Source organism: Mesorhizobium sp. B2-8-5, assembly GCF_006440675.2.
In the GTDB taxonomy this organism is placed as follows: Bacteria; Pseudomonadota; Alphaproteobacteria; order Rhizobiales; family Rhizobiaceae; genus Mesorhizobium.
In genome coordinates, this window is record NZ_CP083951.1 from 4,221,154 (window position 1) to 4,242,645 (window position 21,492).

The following is a 21,492-nucleotide window of genomic DNA, read 5'->3' on the forward strand; positions in this document are numbered from 1 at the left end:
TATCGGCAGGGAGGTGGCATGGACCACGCAGACGAACTGAAGGCCCAATATCTTGCCCTACTTGATGAAGGGCACAATGAGCAAGTCTATCAAAGGTTCATCGAGGTCAACACGCAGCTGGTGCCGCGCGACTTCGTGCAGAACCACGGCGTCCACTTGAGCCTTGTACTGCGGAAGCTAGCATTTGGTGCCGATTTTAAGAGCGACTTTTTCTTCCTGTCGAAGAGCTCCGACGATTGGAATGCGGTTTTCATCGAGATCGAAAAGCCTTCCTCGCGGTTTTTCAAGGACGCCGGCCACGAGTACCACCCGGATTTCGTCCACGCTCTGCAGCAGATTAACAGTTGGCGGGCCTGGCTTTCGATCGAAGGTAACCTGCAGGCCTTCGTCAATCAGTTGAGCACGATCCGCGTGCCGGCGGTGATGCAACGCAACCCGACAAACCCGAAGTTCGTGCTAGTGTTTGGCCGTCGCGCCGAATACGCAGATAGTGAGTTAAGGCGTAGCCGTATCCGCGCCGAAGAGCGCGACGACTTCAAGATCATCACATTCGACAGCCTTGCGGAGGGTCTGCCCGGCAAGCATCAGCTGTGGCTCGGCTCTCGGCGCGCCGAGTTCATTGACCTTCAGAATGAGGAGATCGTCGACAATAATCTCTTTATGTGGGCCGATCCCCATATGCTCACCGTCAGCGAAGGGCTGTACAAAAAGCTCGAGGGGGTCGTTGCCAACAACAAGCCGTCACCCTTCCTTACAACAAGGCGGGGCCATGTCATGGGCAATTTCCATCCCAACGCGCTGAAGGTGATGGTGCGCCCCCCAACGCCCGCACCTACCACGGCGAGCCGATGACCGTGGGCGATCAAGAGCCGATTGCGGTCAAAGATGAGAAGCAAGTGCAGGCGGCAACCGAGCACCGAGTTGGCGCCGAGACCGGGAGCAACGGCCACGCGGAGAGCCCGGTGTCAGAAAGGTTCACCACGGTAGCCGACCTACCGCGCGGCCTCTACGACCACCAAGGGCACCCATCCGTGTGTGATCGCGGGCGGCGCCGATATCACCCATTTGCCTATGACTTCGACTCTACGCCGATGAGCCTCGATGATCCGGGCGAGCACTGGGATGAGAAGGTGAAGGCCCTCCATACAGATAACCGTGATAAGGCGATTGATAGGCTCAAGGCTGAATACGGAGAACGCCGTCATGCGCAGGTGGTCCAGGACACCAAGGGCCTTGGCGCAAAGGCGTTCTCCGTCGTCAGTTATCATAACTTGATGCATGAACAGGCGCGCCGCGCCTTTGTATCAGGGCTCTACTTTCCGGCCCTGGTCGCTGCCTGCGCCCTCGGCGAACGCATTCTGAACCACCTTATCCTAGACCTTCGGGATCATTACAAAGCGTCACCGCACTACCGCCGTGTCTATCGCAGCGAGTCTTTTGATGACTGGCGGTTCGCCGTGCGCGTGCTCGAAGACTGGGGTGTGCTCTTGCCTGATGTTTGCCCAGTTTTCATCGAGCTCGCGACACTGCGTAACCGCTCGGTCCATTTCAACCCGGCAACCTACGAAACGATGCGGGAGGACGCTCTATCGGCACTGAAAACGATCGGACGCATCATCCAACGGCAGTTTGGCGCGTTCGCCGGGCAACCGTGGTTCATCGAAAACACGCCCGGCGCGCAGTTCATCAAGCGGTCTTCGAGGACGTCCCTTTTATAAAGACTTACATCTTACCCTTGAGCGGATTTGTCGGCCCTGAGTTTGGCATGGATCTCACGGAAAGGGGCTGGCATCATCTCGACTACCATGACTACGGCCCGGGTGATGTTGATGACGACGAGTATGCCCGTCTCTACCGCGAGCGGGATCACAGCAAGGTCGTGACGCGCGAGATGGTAGAACGCGCTGCATGCGCGTAGACATCGGGCGCGGCCGAGGAAGGGGCGGAAAGCGCCGGTCCCGACGGCGCTGCGCCTCAGCTACGGTCTCCACAGTGATCGCTTCCGTCGATCCTAGCACGAAATTTCTGCGCATGGGCAGCGAAGCGGATCGATATTGCTGTGGCAACCACGCTTTTCGGGGTTTCGCAATTGAGTACAAGCGGCCGACGGGGCGCGGCTCATAGGCAGCTTTCCATCACTCCCGACCGAAACCGGACGGACCGCAGTCGGCCCGATTGCCGCCTGGCGGCTAAGCGCATCATTCCGGCCGTTCGACTGACACTGAGTCTTCCTGAAAGCCGACATTGCTTATGGAGCCGCCGAGCGCCAGAAGATTTCTTCGGCGTATGTGTTCGAATCCCTCGCGTTCCGCCAAACCGCCGTTGGCCGCCCTCTGCGGCCTTTTCCTACTCTACGCCCGCAGCGACTATGCGACCCACAGGGCGCGGCGCCGCTTATGGGCGAAAGCCTGAATTTCCGACAAAGCGCGCCGCCTGACCGGACAGGATCATGACGGTGATGGCGCGAGCGCGCTCTTGCGCAGCACCGCGGACATATGCCCCTGGCCAGTCTGCGGATGGACGGCGGTAACGATCGCCTCAATCACTGGTGGCTCAAGGCCGGCACGTCCCCAGTCCAGATGGACAGGATAATCATAGACAAGCGCAAGCGGCTCTTCGCCCGTCGGCGCCAGCATGTTCGTCCAACGAATATTGGGGCGGGTGCGAAGCCGGGACGGCCATTCACCGTCTTGGCTGTCGGCCTTAAGCACGATCTGCAGGCACACCGAACCCATCGTCGTGACGAACAGCATATAGGGCGTGTCGAGGTTGCTGGACGTCCGTCGCAAGAGCGCGGCCGCGAGCAGCGGCGGTGAATTGCCGATGGTCGAAAAGGAAATGCCGACAATCATGTGCGGCAGGAGATCGTCGTCGGTGGAATGAAGCCAGGCGATGATCTTCGTGAAGTTCGGCAGCTCATCCGCCGGCAGCAGCGCCACCGCCATCTTGACGAGCGCTTTATAGGCTCTGGCTGGGATGAAGCGCTCGGTCCCGCCGGGGATGCGAAATACCAACTCGCCTGTTTTCGGCTTCACCCCGAAATGATCCGAGAACGGCGTTCCGTTTGTGCGCATCGATATCGACCGTTTGCCGTCGATAATCCGGTGGCGGATCGAGGCCGGGCCGTCGCTGCGGCCGGTCTGACGTACTTTGTTGCCTTTGCCCTGCGTGCCGCCGACTGTGAGGATCGCGCCCATGCTTTTGACGAGCGCGTCATCGAACGTACCGAAGCTGGCGTTGCAGGCGTCGCACTCGTCGAGCGAGGTCACCCACTTGTTGCCGAACGCGTCTGGCAGCGTATGGGCAACGTTGCGGAAGGCGCGAGGCTCGGTTTGGCCGCAGAAACGACACCGCCCCTTCGTCCCGAGCGCGACAGCCGGCTCGCCTATACTGCCCTGGACCATGGCGATGATCGCATAATCCGGGGATTCGAGCGTCGCTTCAGGCGGTGTGGACAAGAAACTTCTCCATCATGATCCGCTCCGGACCGAGGAGGCCAGCCTTACCGTCGCGCGTCGATCTCGATTAGCGCTTTGCGCGTGAGCGCTCACATGGCGAGCGACCGCAGCCTCACGAATCTTCTTCTCGTCTCGTGCAATCGCGCGTTCGGCTTGCGCGAGCGCGCGCGGAATACGATCGTGAAGTTTGTTCAGCGTGATCAGCTGTACGATCTTGTCGAGCGTCCACGACGTCGGAAGCAAAAGCATGGCGATGTGCAAGAGGCTCAAAGCCAGGTTTTGACCCGGCTCGACAAAGCCCACATTGCTGGCGCCTGCGACGACTGCGTAGCGGCGGTCGAGTGACCCGAGCCGATAGGCGATGCCCTTGGTGCTCGCATGAACATTGTGGCTCGCCATCTTATAGTGCGAGCGCATCATCGCTCGGCCTGCGGCATCCTCGATATTGCTGAAATTTGGCTTTGGGTTCCCCAAATGCGCAGCGACCCAGCCATAATCGCCGCCAAACTCTTTGCCGTAGCGGTGGGTCGCATCGGCATAGTCCTTTTCGATGCGCGCGGCGGCACGTTTCGCAATGGGAGCATAGCCAAGACGCGTATGGCATTGCTGATATTGCCCGAGGCCCTTCTTCGCCTCAACGATCTCATGCGCGAGGTAGCGCTCGGCGAGAACTTCGCCGCCATCGTCAAGGACCATAGCTACGCAGGCAACTTCGTGAAGCGTGCGCCACCGCGCCATTGCGCCGTCGGCATAGCCGTTCTCCATCAGAACCATGATCTCGGACGCGATCTGGATCGCGCGGACATGGAGGTGAAAGAGCGCCTTGTTCAGATGCGCGCGCCGGCGCGACCGCGAGCGGCTGGCGCGACGGTGAAAATCTGTGCCGATGTCTCGCGACAGCTCAATCAGCATCCGTAGGGCATCGAAGCCCTTTCCCCATCGTGCCTGCAGGTTGAAACGAAACTGATCCATCTGAATGTCGGTCGCAGCGCGCCAGACCGCCCAGTCGCGCTCATATCGACGCAGCATCTTTCCTGCCGCCGCCTCGGCGACCGTGTGAATCAGGTCAGGAAGCGTCTCGCTGATCTTGTCGGCATAGTCCTGCACGCGCGCGGTATCGGCGTCGGTGAATTGGAGCACGATGTCCTCGTCGGACTCGATTTCGATGACATCCTCGTTGTCGCCATCCGCGTCTGTGCCTGAGCCGGCGCCGAGCAGCTGATCGACGATGGAGCCTATCAACTTTTCATCCTCGGCATGTCCCGACGCCTTGAGCTTGTCGCGGACCAACTCGATCGCGATGACCCGCGGAATAGTGGATAGCTGCTCTTCAAGCAGGGCTTGCAACGACCCCATCGACGGAATCCTTATGTTGCGGCAAAAGGAATGCGTAGCGGAACGAAAGGGAAACGACAATGGAGCGATGATACCTTTCCCAACGCCAATCATGTGCCAGATGGCGCGGCTCGACATTGTCCGGGGCGCGGCCTGACTGGGTTCCCAGGTTCAGATGGCGATCACCAGAAACAACCACTTCGTTCCGCAATGGCATCAAAGGGGCTTCCTTGAACCCGATAGCTCAAAGCTGGCCTATCTCGACCTCGCGCCCCCCACCAAAGTCCTCGCCTGCGGACGTATGATTGAAGAGCGGTCGCTATTCGACGCGCCCACTAAGCGGTGCTTCTTCCAGACCGACCTCTATTCGACATTCTTCGGTACGGAGGTGAACGACGAAATCGAGCGCAGGCTGTTCGGCGATATCGACACGCGCGGGTCGCAAGCCGTCAGAGCCTTCGCAGGAACCGACATCGCCGCCTGGCACGAGCATTTCGGGAGATTCTTCGAATATATCGACATCCAGAAACTGCGGACACCGAAAGGCTTGGCGTGGCTGAGGGCCCAGTATCCGGCGCTCCATCAGAACGAGCTGATGATGGAGATGCAGGGCATCCGCATGCTCCACACCACGATCTGGACCGAGAGCGTCCGGGAGATCGTCTCGGCCGAGGATGCCGACGTGAAGTTCATCCTGACCGACCATCCGGTGACGATCTACAACCACGCGCTGCCCCCCGAAGCGCCGCAATGCGCCTTCCCCCACGATCCGGGAATCGCGCTGAAGGCATCGCAGACCCTGTTCCCGCTCAGCAGGGAACACTGCCTCATCCTGACCAACCTCGAATATGCCGAAAATCCGTCGGCACCGCCGCTGGAGAAGCGGACATTCGCGCGCAACTTCCGCCAGTCGATGGTCCGGACGGACAAGATCATACGCACGCGACGGCTCACGGACCTTGAGGTCTCGCAGATCAACCGGGTGCTGAAGGCGCGGGCGCAGCGCCACATCGCCGCCGGCAGGCGAGAATGGCTCTATCCCGAACAGGAAGCGACCGGATCATGGGCCGACCTTGCCGTGACGCTGCTCCCGCCGCACGACGAGCTTTGGAACTTCGGTGGCGAGACCTATGTGGGGTTCAAGGACGGCAGCGTCCGTTACCAAGATGCGTTCGGCCGGACCGAGAAGGAACGCGAAACTCTCAAGAAGGTACTGCCGACGAAGGAGCTCGCGTTGGGCGCGCCCTGCGGTTGCGGGTCAGGACATCCCTACCGCGTCTGTTGCAAGTCCAGGCCACTGGCGCTGCGGCCCAGCTGGACTGAACGAAGCATCCGCGAGCGCAATCTCGTGTTTCATCGCGGCATCCTTTCGATCCTGGGTTTAGACACGGGCAAGGACTGGACAGCGGTCAGGCGGGAGCTGACCGACGACCAGATCAGGGAAGTCTATTTTCTCTACGAGGCGCTCTGGCCGCTCGAAACCGATCTTCTATCGCTCCTGCCAAAACGGCGGCCGCGCGCCGTATACACCGGATCGCTCCATCCGCAGTCCATCGTAGAATTTGCCCTAGGCGCGTCGCTCTACTTCGGCGAGCTAATCGTCGAGACGCCGTTCGTCCACTCCGGCACCATCGCCAAGAAGTTCCGGCCGACCGAGCATCCGCGCAGCTACCATCTCGAATTCCTGAAGGCTGTGGCATTCTTCCTCAACGTCATGCCGCTGGTGGACGCCGGATTGATCAACCTCATTCCGGACCCGTGGACCTTCGACTACCATCTCCGCCGCGAAACCATGGCGATGGCGGAGGACCGTGCTGCTGGGATCGACATTAGCCTCCGCGGAGAGCCGCGGCTGGAGGAACTGGTGCGTGTCGACCTCATGCGCGACATGCTGATGTGGCCCCGGAACGCGCAGGAGGCCCGGATGCGTGAGAACTTTCCCGATCTGGATGCGGCCGGCATCGCGGAAACATTGTCCGAGCTGGAGCGGCTGAAAGAGGAGGACCCGCTGGCGTCCCTGCAGGACGGCATCTTCGATGGCGGCAAGGAAGGCGGCCAGATGCGCCTGATGCAGATGGGGCCGAACTTCGAAATCGCGATGTATCTGGCGCAGGCGACCGGGGCCACTATCGTGACTGACAGCGCCTTCCGCTGGCAGGAGATCATCCGCGCGGCGCGACCGAGGTTAGGAGCGCCTCCGGCGCGCTTCAGGCAGCTCGCTGGAAATCTCGCCGACGCCGAGTTCCTGTTTCCCGACAATCCCGACCGCATTATCCGGATGGCGCGCGAGGGCATATTGGCAGGCTACCCCGCACTTTTCGGCGAGATGTTCCGGTATCTGGCTGATGTGGGGAAACGCGGTCTCGGGCCGAATTTCGAGGCGGGGCTCGCTGCCCGATTCGCTCGCACACATCAGGCGGCCCAGAAGGCTCTCCGTAAACGGGGGGAATTCGGGAATGACGGCAGGATTTCCTGCGTTTTCGCGCCGACAGGGATCCAGGATAACACGATTAATCGTCTGCTGCTGATGTCTAGCTCCGAGCATCACCTGCAGATGGTGCCCATGGCGTTCTACATTCAGCGCTCGGATGCAAAGGCTTAGGACGTGTCGCTGTCCCGATGCACCGGTCGTCAACAATGAAACCATATGCGTCTATTTGAAGCGCTGTTCCTTCGCAAAGCCGGCTTGGATGCTAACAGTTTCGTCGCCGCGCCGATCTCACGTCACGGCGCCTCGGACTTTCGGCTTGAGTGGGGACGTATGACGATCTCTGTGATGCCATAGGTGGTAAGTTGCGATACGTCGCCGCTAGGCTGCGGGCGACATGTCTCGGCGGCGCAATGCTCTACGATAACTTCTTTCTTGGCATAGTCAGTGTCGGTCTGGCCTGCCGCAAGGTTTCGCTAACGGCCGACGATCGGACGTGGCGTTTTCGCAAGACCTCAACTTCCAAGGGCCTGATTCGGTCTGAAATTGATCTTTCCGTAAAGAATGGTCTCACACGCTCAATTTCACTCTCGCGAGCTCCCCAGCTTCGATAGAGGGCTTGAGGCGGAATGACAACGTTTTCGCCTCCTTCAGTCGCCCGATCTATGACATCGACGGGCGATCCATCAGCCGCATCAGAGTAAAAGCCGTCCAAATTCACCACCACGCCACTACCCGATTGCGACATTGAGAATGTCAGCGAAGACAAAAGCAGCCAAAGAGCATAGTCCGCTTCGCGCCGCACATAATGAATCTTGTGCTTGCCTATCTCCCGAGCCTTCGCGATGGCGGTGCGTATTGAGTTCGGATCGACCATCCCGGCAACTAGATCAGGCCGGCTCTCTTGGTTTGCGCTCAGTAGCCGGGCGATGAGCAGCGCCGTCGAAGCTTGCACTCTAAAACTTGCGGTGCGTGAGTCAAAGGCCAATCGGCGAGCAACTTCCCGCGCACGCCTGGAGCGAAAGGCGTATTCGATCTGCCCGTTCGCTGAGAAATATTCGAGAAATGGCTGCCAAGGCCCGAGCACATCGTTGTCCGGCTTGAGACGCTCGTAGAGCGCCACCAGGAGGCGCATGCCCGTCTTTTCAAGGTCGATGCTCTCCCATCCCGGAAGGTTCGCCAGCCAGCGCTCCATGGCAGTTCTTGCGCTATCTTGCGAGTCCATCGCGCCAACAATGAAGTCAACGATTTCCGAGTTTACAGCTCGTATGTAGGTATCGAGGTCTCGTTCCGAGAAGCCCGCATTTGCGCTTCTTGTTAGGATCGCCTCGCTCACGAGGAATTCTTGCAAGGACCTATGGCCGAAATAGACTGTTCCCGCAGCCTTCTCGATCAAGCAACCGGCAGTGAGCTCCTTGCGCAACGCGGATTCGTCGTAGTCATGCTGAACGCCAGCGGCGGCGGTTTTGCAGAGCTCGAAGGGCACATGTGCGAGAGAGGTAGTGGAGACGCCGCCTTGCAACCACAGCCAAAGGGCGACTTCTGCATTGAATCGTCGGCGTGTCGCGAGGGTAAAGTTCGGATCTCGACCAGCTTTCCGAACCTCCCGGTCGAGCAGGAAATGCACGAATCGATCAAATAGCCCATGCTTCGACAACGACTTGAGCTCGACAGTCCTGTCTGTCGCGATATGGCAGAGCATTTGCGCGTGTACTGGACGAATTAAAAGCGGATCGAGGGTGCCGGCCGTCAGTTCCTCTATCCTTGCCGTTTTCCAGTATTCGCGGTCCACTTCTGGTAATTGTCGCAAAGCGTCATTCGCAGCGATTGGAAAAAACGCACGGACATATGCATGCGCCTCATCGAGGCTGAATTCTCGCAGTTGAACCTGCCGAAATGCCCGGCGATCCCTTGCCGCGACCTCAGTGCCACCGGCCGTCGTCTGGCGACCGAGAATTATTGATTTGAATTCGATATCGTCCTGGAAAGCGGTATCACGCCCTAGGATCACAATCTTGGCACCCCCAGCATCAAGCCGCATGAGTTCCACGATCATCTGCTCGAAGCGATGAAGCGTCATGCCGTGCTTCATTTCGTCGAAGCCATCGAAGATGATCACGAACCGACCCAGACGGTTCAGATTCTGAAAGAGGCCAAAGTTGTAGCCGCGAACGCCGGGACCGGTTGTGAAAACCTTTCCCAGAAGGCCTTCGAGAGACTGCTCTTCAACGATCTCGCCCAAGGGTATGAGAATGGGCAGTCGGTCGGTCGGATCGGCGAGCGCGTTGCGCGCCAGTCGAGCCGCCAAGTGTCGTGCGAAGGTCGTTTTGCCTTTCCCATACCCTGAAACGATCGCCAACGGCGGAGCGTCAAACTCGACAAGCCATCGATCAACAACATCGTCCAGAGGTTCGTCCTCATCCGTATGCGGCGCCACGAACCATTCCGGAATTCGATCATGCTCGAACGCCTCGACCAAATGCCGAAGATACGGGTCGAGGTTCATCAACCGTCGTTGTAGTTCGGCAAATGTCATGCATTTCAAGTTTGGGTTCTTGTCAACGAGCAGGCGCCCGTCGGGGGATACGTCGCCGCGAGAAATGAGCCAGGCACGATCAACCGCCTTGTCGCTTACGAGCGTGCCGTAGTCTGTCACAAACTCGCGACATTCAACCATCGATAAGGCTGAAGCGTAGTCCTTTGCCTCGACGCCATAGCGAATGATGCCATCTATATCTTCACGATGCCAGATCACGTCGACTTTCTTCGGGCCAACCCGAATTTCCGACTCGGCATGAAATCCTGCTGCTTCCAGAGTAGAAGCGACTAGGTCCCTGAAATTGTTTCCCTTGATGATAGTAGACAAACACTCCCCCCAAGCCTTGAAACATTCTACTAAATCGCTCTACGGACGCCAGCAAAAATGCCAAGATGCGCTAGATCAGATCGGAGCGTTCAGCCTGAGCGAGAAAACGAGCAAGGAGAGCTTTAGGGCCCGGGGTTCTTGGAAGCTTTCCGAACTTTCTGCCTTGCGCCTTCGGCCGAATCCCGCGTGCTTATGAGAAACGCTGGGTGTCTTGACACGCAGCGGTGCAAACCTGATCAGAGTCTCTCATTTTGGAGTTCGAGTCGGTAGGGCGCTGCCGCCTTTCGGCCGCATCCCACTTATCGAAGAGTGCCGGCCGCAGACGCGACCTTGCCAAGTCAATGGCGTGCTTTGGCGGATGCCAACCGGCAGGGCCGCCTAACGGCGCGGATACAGCTGAGCGCCGGTGGGCGAGCGTGCCGGAGTTATTAGTATTTTTCGAAAGTCGGATTGTAGTCCTTCGAGGCCATTTCGCCCAGAATAGAAAGCGTGTCGCGCAAAGCGCGTAGCAATGGTGGCTTAGCAAGCTCGGCCAACGTCATTTTCTCTGAGGAGACGCCAACAATGACGCGCAGAAGGACCGCGAATGCGTGACGGACGAGATCCAGTGAGTAGTGTTCGGCCCAATAGTCGCTGAACGGTCTCTTCCGCGTCTCGGCATGCCAGCGAGGATTGTTCATAAATGCTAGCGTTTCCCCCATGTTGGTGGGTACCCCATGGGCGATGTCATTCCGGATGGCAAACGCGAACCGGGCCGCTTTTCCCCATGTTTCGAGAAGGGTCCGTTCCTCCCCTGGTGCCAGAGTTAGCGCAAACGTCTCTAACATTCCGATCAAGTCAGAGATCATCCTCGCATCTGTCTCAGGCCTAATGCCCTGAGGATTTAAGCCTTTGAGCTTCCATAGAGCTCGCTCAAGGTGGTGCTCTATTGTGGCGGCGAATATAATGATTGCCGCAATGCGCTGGCCGACCACCGGCTTCAGTCCAAGCCGCTCTTCGAGGAGATCGGCCCTCCCGTATGTCATTACGGGTGGCAACTTCATTTCGCTCATCTTACCCCTCCGACGTAGTTTCGCAGCCGAACTTGCCTCACTCGGCCATACGGTGCGCAGAGTTGATGTAACCTGTCACGTCGAGTGCGATTGTTTGTTCTATTATTGACACGTCTGCCACAGTGCAGTCGTAGCACACGCGGGTAGGGCGGGAGAAACGTGCCCCCCCACAGTCGACCAGAGTCCAACCGGTGGCGCAATGCCCGACCCTGTGACGGTTGTTTTGTCTCCGCCGAACTGTGCGAAACGCTAGAAAGCGACTTTGTTCGCGCGCTGGCAGGCCTGCCAATCGATCAGCCCGTGATCCTCAATGACTTCGAGCGCACCGGGCGCCAGACGATCGCCAAAAATCACCAAGTTCGACGCCGGCCATCTGGCGCTTGGCACCAGCAATCTGTCGAAATCCAAGAAATTGGCGACTTCAGCTACTTCTTGCGTCCTTGGGTATTCTAGCAGCCGCTCTTCCCGGCGACAGTGTGCGCCATCATCAGCGCCCGAATTGGCGCTGCCATTGCGCAAGCGACGCACATGCCTTCTGGAAGGTTTGCTCGTCTTTGACATACTGCAGCGGACTCATCCGCCCAAGCTCGTCATCGCGCGCTTTCAAAAAGGCGGCCGCGTTCGCCTCGGAAAGGCCCCGTTCGGCAAGCTCGGTGATCCGGGCCTGATACTTGGCTTTCTCGGCCGCAATAGCGGCATCCACTTGACGCTGCCATACACAGGCCTTCAGGGCCTCCCGCGCGCGGTTTAATCCAGCTTCGCTGTCTTCTGCGAGCTCGATCAGGGTCATGCCGTCAATGCGATCACGCTTGGTGTGCAGGAACGCCTCGAGCTCGGCGCCGCTCATTTCCTTCTCCGCATCGATGCATAACCGGTCACGGCGCGCGTGGCGGTTGCGCATCGCTTCCTGCAGTTGCTTTTCCCGCAGCGCTTCTGCTTGTTTTGCCATCTGCGTTTGGCGGCGCGCGAGAGCGGGCACGATCGGCAGACCAAGCGTCGCCCGTGGGAGGGGGCCGTGCCCTTTCAGCATAGCTGCGATGGCGCTGACTTGCCCGACGATCATGGCGGCTTCGATGTCTGAGCGGAGTGCGTCCTTGTAGGTCAGTCCGGATTCTCGGTGGATCGACTGCAGCCAGGCTTCACCTGTCATGCCGGCCCGCTCCCCTTCAGGCAGTTCGCCGAGGATCCATTCTACGTCGCGTACTGCCGCCTGCATCACGGCCGTTCGTTGGGTCTCCGCGAGCGTGCGAGCCTCCCACCTCTCGGCAAACGGGCTGTTGAGTTCGGCACCATATCCCCAGTTCACCAGAACTCCCTTTCCCAGCAGGTAATCAAGGTAAGCGTCGACTGCCTTCCAAGCTGGAGCGAACCCCGGTTCGAGCGCCGCAACATCTGCCGCCACTTCATTGGAGAGGCGCTGGAACGTCCGCTCGACCAGGCCGCGTTTGTCCAGGTAGTTGGCAACGGGAACAGCTTTGCGCGGGCCCTGACCGATCCGTTTGTCGTAGAACACTTCGGCCAGGATAATGGCCTGCCATGCCGCCGGCGGCTGGCCGAAGCACGCAAAGCCCGGAACCTTGATGCCGACATGCGCTGCAAGGCCTACCGCCTTCAGTTCCTCCTGCCGAGGAATGCGGGCTGCCAAATTTTCCTGCTTGTTTGCCGCCTTTCTGTATTCCGTCGCGATACCTTCAACTCGGCGCTTGTGGCGCTCTGCGGCTTCAGCCCAACGCCGGTCCTGCCTTTCTTGTCGAGCTGCTTCGTCGATCTCATATTGCGCCTGCGCGGCGTCGATGCCGGGATGGTAAAGCCAGCGTCGCCTTGCAGAATGCAACACCGCCTCCGTGACCGTCTCCCGAAGTGCATCACGCGGCAGCTTGGACAGATCGATTTCAACGGCCGGTATTTGGTGCTGACGGAGCCGTTGGATTTTTGCGCTGTCGCTGAAATGCGTGACGGCCACCTCGACAAACAGGTCGTAGCCAAGCGCGCGCACATATAGATCCGGAATAATGCCCTTGGGGTCGGTGTATTCCATGTGATGGAATTCTGCTTTGACCTCCGTCGGAGGCTTCATTACGACGCGCTTTTTGTGATCGAGCGCCACGCGTTCCGGCAGCAGCATTTTCGGGTTGCTGCGGAATACTTCCTTTGCCAACAGATGAAGGACCGTCTCAGGACCGCCGCCGCAAGCCTCGCCCCCATGATGCGCGAAATGCGGCACTTGGTGATCGTCCTTCAGGCGGGCGACAAGGCTCGCATCGCAAGCGGGACAAACACAGCCACAGGCAAGCCCGCGCGCGACCTCGCTGATATGGGCTAAGGACCCGTCCGAGCGTTTGCCATAGACTAGGCGCGCCCGGTCGGTGCCATAGGATTTCTGCGCATCTGCGTGATCCATCCCTGATGATATCCGCATTTCATTTTGTTGGTGCAGAGCCTGCCAAGCGTTAGCTATACGCCCTGGGGAAGGAGATTATGCCGATGACCGATGGGAATGCCACCATTGTCCTCGCCTGTTGGCGCAACGCGAGTGGAGACCGCTGTCGTGGCTTTGCACAGCCTGCAGCTCTCCTTGCACCGCTATGTTCGCTGGCTCTTTTGGTCTTCATGGCGTTCCGCATCGAATGCCTGCTTTCCCTTCGCGGCCCATAGGTCGCGCGCTTGCTCACATTCATGACTCTTGAGCTTCACGGCGATCCCGAGAAGCGCGCCGTAAATTGTAGTGCGATCATCGGCGGTCAGCTCGACGATGCCTGCCTTGACGACGAGACCGCCGAGTTCGATCAGGTGTCGGGTGCGCTTGCGGCGCTCGACCTGCCAGGTGCGCATGTCATGCCGAGTCCGTGCCGCCTGCCGGCGATTGTGTGCCGCCCGGTTGCGCTGGAGCGCCGCGAGGGTTGCGCTGAGATGCCGGAGCAGTTCGCCGTGGCTGGCTCTCGAAAAACATCACTCCACGCTTGGCCCATGCGTCGCGCTTTCCAGCGTCTTTCGTTTCGGCGACGGCGACCAGTGCACCGGCCAGTTCGTCGGTGCTCAGTTGATCGGCGCCGGTGGCGATCACCAGTTCGCCAAGTTGCTGCACCTTTCGCGTTTTGAGTTCTCGCGCTTTGTCTTCCAACGCCTTCAGTTCCGTATCGTAGTCACGTGGTTTGCGCATGGTTGTCTCCATTGATGTCGATGCGGTCATGATAGGGGAGCTCCTGCCGGAAGGCTTCAGGGTTGCCGAGACAGCCCGGGACGGGCTGGTCCATCCCGAGATTTTTTCGAGGGAGGGCGCGCTTATACGTCGTGCCGACGTACGCTTTGCCGTGCAAATGATCTGGTCGCGATGGCGATCTATCATCTTCACGTCAAGGTCATTGGCCGCAAGGCCGGCTCGAGCGCTGTGGCGTCGGCCGCCTATCGCTCGGCCTCGCGGTTGCGCGACGAGCGGATCGAACGCACGCATGACTTCTCGGCCAAGCGCGGTGTGGTCCATTCTGAAATCATGCTGCCGGAGAACGCGCCGGGGGCCTGGAGCGAGCGCGAACGGCTGTGGAACGACGTCGAGGCGTTTGAGGTACGCAAGGATGCGCAGCTTGCCCGGGAGGTGGAATTTGCCCTGCCGCGCGAGCTGAGCCAGGCGCAAGGCATCGAGTTAGCGCGCGACTTTGTTCAGGCCGAGTTTGTCAGCCGAGGCATGGTCGCCGATCTCAATGTGCATTGGGACAGGGCAGAGGATGGCAGTCCAAAACCCCATGCCCATGTCATGCTCACCATGCGGTCCGTGGACGAGGATGGCTTTGGTCCAAAAGTGCGCGACTGGAACAGCACCGATCTGGTCGAGCGCTGGCGCGAGCGCTGGGCGGAGCTTGCCAATGAGCGCCTGGCCGAGCTCGACATAGACGCCCGTATCGACCATCGCAGTCTGGAAGCGCAGGGCATTGCCCTGGAGCCGCAAACCCAGATAGGTGCGCCGGCTCAACGCATTGCAAGCGGCGGCATTGACGCTGCTGGCCTTGAAGCAGATCGCGCCGAACTGCATCGCGAGATCGCGCGCGAGAATGGCGCGCGCATCATCGCGGATCCATCCGTGGCGCTGGATGCCATAACGCATCAGCAATCGACCTTCACGCGCCGCGACATGGCGAAGTTTGCGCATCGCCACAGCGAGGGGATCGAACAGTTCAACGAAGTGATGGAAGCCATCGGCAGCGCGGCCGATCTGATCGAACTTGGCAAGGACGGGCGCGGCGAAAATCGCTTCACCACCCGACAGATGATCGAGACCGAACAGCTTCTGCATCGCGCGGCGGAACGCATGGCCGGACAGGAGCGTCATGCGATGAGTGACGCACAGCGGGAGGCAGCTCTGGCGAGTGCGAAGCAGCGCGGCCTGGTCCTCACAGGCGAGCAGGCCGACGCTCTGGATCACATCACCGACGGTCGCGGTCTTGGTGTCGTTGTCGGCTTTGCCGGAACTGGCAAGAGCGCGATGCTTGGCGTTGCGCGCCAGGCATGGGCAGCAGCGGGCTATGAAGTTCGGGGCGTGGCACTCTCCGGCATCGCGGCCGAGAATCTCGAAAGCGGGTCAGGCATCCCGTCTCGCACCATCGCCAGTATGGAACATGGCTGGGGACAGGGCCGTGATCTGCTCAAGGCGCCTGATGTCCTGGTGATCGACGAGGCCGGAATGGTCGGCACGCGCCAGTTGGAGCGCGTGCTCTCGCATGCGGCGGAAGCCGGTGCAAAGGTTGTGCTGGTTGGCGACCCGCAGCAGTTGCAGGCGATCGAGGCCGGCGCTGCGTTCCGCTCGATCCATGAGCGCCACGGCGGCGTCAAAATCGGCCAGGTGCGCCGGCAGCGAGAGGAGTGGCAGCGTGATGCCACGCGCGATCTGGCAACCGGCAGGATCGGCGCTGCGATCGACGCCTATGACGCACGAGGCATGGTGCACCAGGCTGCGACGCGCGACGAGGCGCGCAGCGATCTTGTCGAGCGCTGGGATCGCAGCAGGCAGGCTGAGCCACAGGCAAGCCGGATCATCCTCACCCACACAAACGACGAGGTGCGAGCGCTCAACCAGGCAGCGCGCGAGCGCATGCGCGCTGCCGGCGATCTCAGCGACGATGTTCAGATAGGCGTCGAACGCGGCGTGAGAATCTTCGCCAGCGGCGACCGTGTCATGTTCCTACGTAACGAGCGCGGGCTTGGCGTCAAGAACGGCACGCTCGGCGTGATCGAAGAGGTCAGTGTGCAAAGCATGGCCGTGCGCACCGACGATGGCAGGTCGGTGCGGTTCGACCTGAAAGACTATGCCCACATTGACCACGGCTATGCCGCGACCATTCACAAGGCGCAGGGCATGACCGTTGACCGCACTCATGTGCTGGCAACGCCAGGCATGGATGCGCATGGCAGCTACGTTGCCCTATCGCGGCATCGGGACGGGATGGAGCTGCATTACAGCAACGATGACTTCCCCACACGGGATAGGCTCATCAGTACGCTTTCACGCGACCGCGCCAAGGATATGGCGTCGGATTACGAGCAAGCCGATCCGGCGCAGAGCTATGCCGAGCGGCGCGGCATCACCTTCCGCAAGCGTGTGGTCGAGATTGTGCGTCGAATTGTTCCGGAGAAGCTGCGCGACAGGATCGGCGGGCTGCTAGACGGGTTGCGCCCGCCCGCAGACACCGAGCCCGGCCAGGACCATGGTCACAGGCCGGGAAGGGAAGATGTTGGAGCGCAGATCGGAGACGCCGGCCCAGCACCTGGAAGAGAAGCCTCCGCCACGGGAGCGCAGCGCGACACAGGTATGCCGGCGGACCCGGAAGCGGTGCTACGCCGCGCTCGCACGGACGCGCTTGTCCGTCACGCGCGCGCTCTCGATGCTGTTATCGGCAGCGAAAATGTGGGCGGGCGGGGCAGTCCCGAACAACTGCGCGAATTGAAAGATGCCCGCAGCGCCTTCGAGAAAGTGCGGCCGCATGGCTGGCGCGATGCCGAAGCGGCCTACGCGAAAAATCCCGAGCTGGTCCGTGAGGCGGCGACCGGCCGCGTCAATCGCATCGTGCTTGCTCTCCAGCTTGAGACGGAAATCCGCATCGGACTGGATATCGATCCGGGCCACCGGGCGGACCGTTTCGTCGAACGTTGGCAAAAGCTCGACCGGATGGGCCAGCGCCAATACCAGGCCGGCGACATGTCCGGCTACAAGTCAACGCGCTCGGCCATGGCCGACATGGCGACGAGCCTGGAACGCGATCCGCAACTGGAATCGCTGCTCGCCAATCACAAGAAGGCGCTTGGCATCGAAGTCGAATCCGGCCGCCGGCTGGGTGCGGAACTCGCCTTCAACCATGGCATCGGGCTCGGACGGGGCCGAGGCATCGGGATTTGAACCGTCCGATTTGTCGCCGATTCCACGCTGCAGGCAGACGATACGATGAACCTGATTGCTCCCAGCATTGGTTCGTCCCCTCTGTCCCGGCAGATATCAGCAACAACCACTTAGAAGCAGGCGAGCTATGTCCGAGCCAGATCGCATCATACGCCTGAAAACCGTCCTTGCCCGGACCGGCCTGTCCCGCTCGACCATTTATCGCAAGATCGCCGAAGGGACGTTCCCAGCTCAGATCAAGATCAGCGTCAATGGCGCCGGCTGGCGGGAATCAGAAGTAAACCAATGGGTCGAAAATCCCGTCGCATGGCGAACAAAATATCAGTGATTGCGTGACAGACGCACGCCCAGGCCGCCGCCATTCTCTGGAATGAACTCTATTCCGGCAGCTTCGAGCGATAGCTTCAGTGCTTGTAGGATTGATTCAGATGCGGGTTTCGAACCACGTTCGAACTGCACGATTGTCCTCAAACTTACCTTGGATAAATCCGCCAATTCCTGTGACCAGAGCGACCATACTGGGCTATTTGTCGGGAACGTTGAGTTTGTCCGAAGTCAGGAATATCTGGATCACAGCTACACCGTCCTTGTCCGCGCCGACGACAGACAGATTGCAATTTCGGACCTGCGTCACCTTGCCTATCGCAGCTTTGACAGCGTCCGAAAACTGCACGTCGTTCTTGGCAGCCTCATATGTTGACCCTAGCGGAACATCCTTCTGGCTAGCCAAAACCGGCGCGAACGTTCCCCAGGTTTCGTCGGCGGTTTCACAGTTGACTCCGAACGGCTTCTGGTCGGGCGGAGGGGCTACGCTACAATCGTGCTTCGTTCTTTGAAGCTTGCTTATATCCACGTCGAACTTTTTGCCATCGCAGGGCAGGAAAGTAGCCTCCGATCCTTTGACTGCTGTCACATATCCAAAGAGGGCAGCTTCATTCGCTATTTCGAATGGGCCGTCACCAGCGACGATCTTTGTGGCCTGCTTTTGAGAAACCTGCAGAGCTTCTTCAGCCATCGCCAAATGCGACGACAGCAGGACTGAAAGAACGCTAATCAGTGCAAATTTGGCGCGCATTGACATCCCTCCGAATTTCATTGGCAGTGTAGATGATGCGACCGTCATCATTGATGACGTACATTACTCCACGATCGCATGGCGTCAGCGCGCTTCTGCAAAGCAGGAAAAGACGATTCGCCAAACCGATAATCTGATGTAGCCGAAAATCGCTCTGGCATAGCTTGTATTGATCCGCTGATGGCCCGCCAGACGATACGTTTGCGAACGCTTGAACCTTTTTTCCACGCCAGACATTTTCAGCCATTTCGTTGGCCGACTCCTTGGCGACATAGGAAATCACAAAAAGCGCTGAAACAAGAAGTACAACGACGTACGGCCACCAAAACAGTTGCGTCCGGACGCCGAATTTATAGACGAGTGCAGCCACGCCGATCACGATAATAGCGAAGATTAGGAGCGTCCAAGATTGGAGGGGAGGGAACGCATACACCAGCACAGTGGGAAAACCGACATCAAGCTGAGTTGCATCGATTCCAAACGCGCCAACGTATGATGACAGATATGCCCAGCCGCTAAAATACACCAAAGCGACCGGCACAACTGCCGCAATAGCCTCCAGAAACGCGACTTTCACGCCTCCCATCGGCTCCCCCGCATCATTCTTCGTGCCCCTTTGCTAAAGCATGCCGCCAAACTCAATGGAACACAAGAATTTGCTAGATTTTACTGCGACCGGGCTTAGCCTGTTCTTCTCCGTTGAAACGCCACAGGGAGATTATGAACGACGGATCAATATAAAGGATGCGGTTGCTGGTTAGGGCAGTAGCATGGATCGGATCGAAACCCCGTTAGAGCTGGCAGAACGCCGCATCCGCGAAGGCGAGGAGCGCATTGCACGACAACGGGCACTCATAAGCAAGCTGACCGATCAAGGCGGCCACGCGCTCCTTTATGATGCAGTCCTGTTTTTGCAGGCTCTAGAAGCGGTGCAGCGCGAGCACGTCGCGATTTTGGCGCGCATGCGACGATGAGCAGCAAACATTCAAATCGATGGGAAACGACGAATGCCGAACGGTTAGTGGATTTGGTTAGTCGCTTTGGAAAGCGCTTAGAATTCACCAATTCCGGGGGAGGGGTTCTCCGTTGCCCTAGCCTCTAGCAAAATACTCAATTTGAAGAGCCGTGCGATATTCGCGGGTTACCAACTTGGCGACCATGGCATAGGGTATTTTAGCCGTATGCAAACCATCAGCATAAGACGCTACTTGATACGGCGGGAAATAGAGGTCGATACCTTCGTCTCCAAACGAGAACGAATGAAACGAGTCCCAGTTTTCGGTTCCAGACTTGATCGTATCAATTAACCACTCGTCTTCCTCCCTTCCATGGGCGAGCAATGTTTCTCTGATCTGCCTGTAAGACTCGTCCCTAATTATCTGGAGTGCCTTCTCGTCGTTGTCATCGCCAAAAATGCTCATAAGGCGCTGTATGTAAACCATGGGTTCCAATACGAAAGAAAACGTCTCATGATGATGATTTGGGTGAGCCGCCCCGGCTCCATACCAGTCAACATTATATACCAAGTTCAATACACTTCCCCTGATAGTTGGCTCTGCACAAAACGCCGAAAAAGTATTGGTTCTCGCCCATTTATCTTGAGCAAAATTAAAGAAGTTAGCATCCTGCTGTAGCTTGACGGAACGATGCCGTAATAATTCTCCCAGAAAATGCCCCCTAACGAAAGTTCCTATGTCTTCTACGTTGCTATACCTCTTCGACCAAAATTCGAAAAATTGACATTCAAATTCATATCCGGGAATGCCTTCCCAGCTTTCTTTACGAGTCTTCGAAGACCAGAATAGCTCCTGTTGCTCCTGCGTTTCCTTTCTTTCTCCCCCAAGTCGTTCGATTTGCAAAGTAATCGACTCAAGCAGAAGTTTTTTGAAACGGGGATCGGACGTTCTGACAACCTGAATGGATTTGAAACGCTCCGGAATACCCTCTAAGTCATCAATAACAATCGGTATTATGAATATATCGTCCTCAAGGCGTTCTTTTTTCCTATCTAGCGCGGCAGCTATTTCTCTCTGTACGTATCCCCGTCGATCCACAGAATTACGAGAGATTATTGCGATTATGAATGTTGATCTTTCCAAGGCTTTCTGTAGCTCGAAGTCCCAATTTTGGCCGGGCTTGAGTTTTTCGGAGTCCATCCAAGGGTTTAAGCCTTGCGTTTCAAGCCATTCGTATATCTCTAGCGCGGCCGAATGGTCCGGCTTCGCGTAGCTGACAAATATCTGATAGTCGTTTTCGCTCATGTGAACTCTCCCCCGCAGTTGAAGGTATGCTGCACTGATTCCGGGCGCTGTCAAAGCTACTACCAAGGCAGGGTCTTGGCGCGTCGCGAGGCGTGTAAATCAATTCCTCGGTAGCTTGTGAATTTCCAGCCGAACTGGTCCGCCACGGTCGCAACTGGTGCAAAGCAGCGCTCGCTCAACTGTGCCGAACAGCGCATCTTTGCCATAGCGCTTGATCAAAGCGGCGGGCTTGACGTCGGCATGATGCGAGCAGTTTTTGCACCACGCACGTAGCCTGTGCCATTCCCGCAGATCACCAAGCGCCACGTCCAAGCCGGCGTGCACGCTGCCGTCTACGATGGTTTGCGGCGGGATCGTCGCTTCGCCGGGGGTAATGACCTTTTCCATCACGTGCCGGCCATTGAAGTGAATAAGCAACATGCCTGGACGGCGACGAATAGCCGACTGCCACGCGGCTTGACTGACGAACGAATCCGGCGACCGACATATGGTTTCGACAAGCGCCGTTTCCTCGCGGTCCCAAACCTCTATCCGAAAATTGTCCTCGTCGGTCTTTGCCATAGCTTCGATTAAGGAACACATTCCTAGCCGGTCAATGGGCGCTTGACATTTTTGTTCCCATTTTGTTCACT

At 58.5% G+C, this 21,492-nt stretch carries 19 protein-coding genes; 7 read left to right on the top strand and 12 right to left on the bottom strand.

The annotated features are described in order from the left end of the window. Positions 1-18: 18 nt before the first annotated feature. The 3 genes from FJ430_RS20500 to FJ430_RS20510 are packed head-to-tail and all read left to right on the top strand — an operon-like array spanning position 19 to position 1,918. Positions 19-852 carry a Shedu immune nuclease family protein gene (locus tag FJ430_RS20500; RefSeq protein ID WP_140709828.1) on the top strand — a complete coding sequence of 278 codons (834 nt, stop codon included), beginning with the start codon at positions 19-21 and terminating at the stop codon, positions 850-852. Then, on the top strand, positions 849-1,718 hold the full coding sequence (locus FJ430_RS20505) for a hypothetical protein (RefSeq protein WP_140709832.1): 870 nt from the start codon (positions 849-851) through the stop codon (positions 1,716-1,718). Before FJ430_RS20500 ends, FJ430_RS20505 begins: the two co-directional genes overlap by 4 nt. A gap of 47 nt (positions 1,719-1,765) precedes the next feature. Beyond that, the gene (locus FJ430_RS20510; RefSeq protein ID WP_181175548.1) at positions 1,766-1,918 is read left to right on the top strand and encodes a hypothetical protein; all 153 of its coding nucleotides are present in this window, start codon (positions 1,766-1,768) and stop codon (positions 1,916-1,918) included. 529 nt (positions 1,919-2,447) lie between these two features. Here FJ430_RS20510 and FJ430_RS20515 read toward each other — a convergent pair. Then, entirely contained in the window at positions 2,448-3,458 is a 1,011-nt protein-coding gene (locus FJ430_RS20515) for an HNH endonuclease (protein WP_210242114.1), read from the bottom strand. Between the two features lie 12 nt (positions 3,459-3,470). Then, positions 3,471-4,814, bottom strand: coding sequence for a DUF5677 domain-containing protein (locus FJ430_RS20520; protein ID WP_140709834.1), 1,344 nt, complete (start codon positions 4,812-4,814; stop codon positions 3,471-3,473). 154 nt (positions 4,815-4,968) lie between these two features. On the opposite strand from FJ430_RS20520, the gene FJ430_RS20525 reads away from it, so the two are divergent. Then, positions 4,969-7,395 (top strand): DUF4238 domain-containing protein, encoded by a 2,427-nt coding sequence (locus FJ430_RS20525; protein ID WP_226891806.1) that lies wholly within the window; start codon positions 4,969-4,971, stop codon positions 7,393-7,395. Between the two features lie 244 nt (positions 7,396-7,639). On the opposite strand, the gene FJ430_RS20530 is transcribed toward FJ430_RS20525, so the two are convergent. The 6 genes from FJ430_RS20530 to FJ430_RS20555 all read right to left on the bottom strand — a co-directional run bounded on the left by FJ430_RS20530 (position 7,640) and on the right by FJ430_RS20555 (position 14,299). Then, positions 7,640-10,087: an NACHT domain-containing protein gene (locus tag FJ430_RS20530; RefSeq protein WP_140709836.1), complete on the bottom strand. Its 2,448-nt coding sequence runs from the start codon at positions 10,085-10,087 to the stop codon at positions 7,640-7,642. Between the two features lie 428 nt (positions 10,088-10,515). Continuing rightward, complete coding sequence (locus FJ430_RS20535; protein WP_140709839.1) at positions 10,516-11,139, bottom strand: hypothetical protein; 624 nt, start codon at positions 11,137-11,139, stop codon at positions 10,516-10,518. Positions 11,140-11,388: 249 nt separating this feature from the next. Continuing rightward, positions 11,389-11,658: an RES domain-containing protein gene (locus tag FJ430_RS20540; protein WP_181175549.1), complete on the bottom strand. Its 270-nt coding sequence runs from the start codon at positions 11,656-11,658 to the stop codon at positions 11,389-11,391. Continuing rightward, entirely contained in the window at positions 11,627-13,540 is a 1,914-nt protein-coding gene (locus FJ430_RS20545) for a hypothetical protein (protein ID WP_140709846.1), read from the bottom strand. The genes FJ430_RS20540 and FJ430_RS20545 overlap by 32 nt, the downstream gene beginning before the upstream one ends. 182 nt (positions 13,541-13,722) lie before the next feature. Then, positions 13,723-13,971 (bottom strand): conjugal transfer protein TraD, encoded by a 249-nt coding sequence (locus tag FJ430_RS20550; RefSeq protein WP_140709848.1) that lies wholly within the window; start codon positions 13,969-13,971, stop codon positions 13,723-13,725. Between the two features lies 1 nt (position 13,972). Next, positions 13,973-14,299, bottom strand: a complete 327-nt coding sequence (locus tag FJ430_RS20555; protein WP_140709929.1) for a conjugal transfer protein TraD — start codon at positions 14,297-14,299, stop codon at positions 13,973-13,975. Positions 14,300-14,470: 171 nt separating this feature from the next. Here FJ430_RS20555 and traA point away from each other — a divergent pair, with 171 nt between their 5' ends. Both traA and FJ430_RS20565 read left to right on the top strand, forming a co-directional pair. Beyond that, entirely contained in the window at positions 14,471-17,524 is a 3,054-nt protein-coding gene (gene traA, locus FJ430_RS20560) for a Ti-type conjugative transfer relaxase TraA (RefSeq protein ID WP_140709853.1), read from the top strand. Positions 17,525-17,651: 127 nt separating this feature from the next. Then, positions 17,652-17,852: a helix-turn-helix transcriptional regulator gene (locus FJ430_RS20565; protein ID WP_140709858.1), complete on the top strand. Its 201-nt coding sequence runs from the start codon at positions 17,652-17,654 to the stop codon at positions 17,850-17,852. A gap of 195 nt (positions 17,853-18,047) precedes the next feature. Here the strand turns inward: FJ430_RS20565 and FJ430_RS20570 are convergent, their stop codons facing one another. Next, positions 18,048-18,599: a hypothetical protein gene (locus tag FJ430_RS20570; protein ID WP_140709868.1), complete on the bottom strand. Its 552-nt coding sequence runs from the start codon at positions 18,597-18,599 to the stop codon at positions 18,048-18,050. After that, positions 18,574-19,185 carry a hypothetical protein gene (locus FJ430_RS20575; RefSeq protein WP_140709870.1) on the bottom strand — a complete coding sequence of 204 codons (612 nt, stop codon included), beginning with the start codon at positions 19,183-19,185 and terminating at the stop codon, positions 18,574-18,576. Before FJ430_RS20575 ends, FJ430_RS20570 begins: the two co-directional genes overlap by 26 nt. A gap of 184 nt (positions 19,186-19,369) precedes the next feature. Here FJ430_RS20575 and FJ430_RS20580 point away from each other — a divergent pair, with 184 nt between their 5' ends. Then, the gene (locus FJ430_RS20580; RefSeq protein WP_140709872.1) at positions 19,370-19,573 is read left to right on the top strand and encodes a hypothetical protein; all 204 of its coding nucleotides are present in this window, start codon (positions 19,370-19,372) and stop codon (positions 19,571-19,573) included. Between the two features lie 117 nt (positions 19,574-19,690). On the opposite strand, the gene FJ430_RS20585 is transcribed toward FJ430_RS20580, so the two are convergent. Together FJ430_RS20585 and FJ430_RS20590 are read right to left on the bottom strand one after the other, a co-directional pair. Beyond that, on the bottom strand, positions 19,691-20,860 hold the full coding sequence (locus FJ430_RS20585; protein ID WP_140709875.1) for a TIR domain-containing protein: 1,170 nt from the start codon (positions 20,858-20,860) through the stop codon (positions 19,691-19,693). A 99-nt stretch (positions 20,861-20,959) separates the two neighbouring features. Beyond that, positions 20,960-21,421 (bottom strand): hypothetical protein, encoded by a 462-nt coding sequence (locus FJ430_RS20590; protein ID WP_140709878.1) that lies wholly within the window; start codon positions 21,419-21,421, stop codon positions 20,960-20,962. Positions 21,422-21,492: the final 71 nt, after the last annotated feature.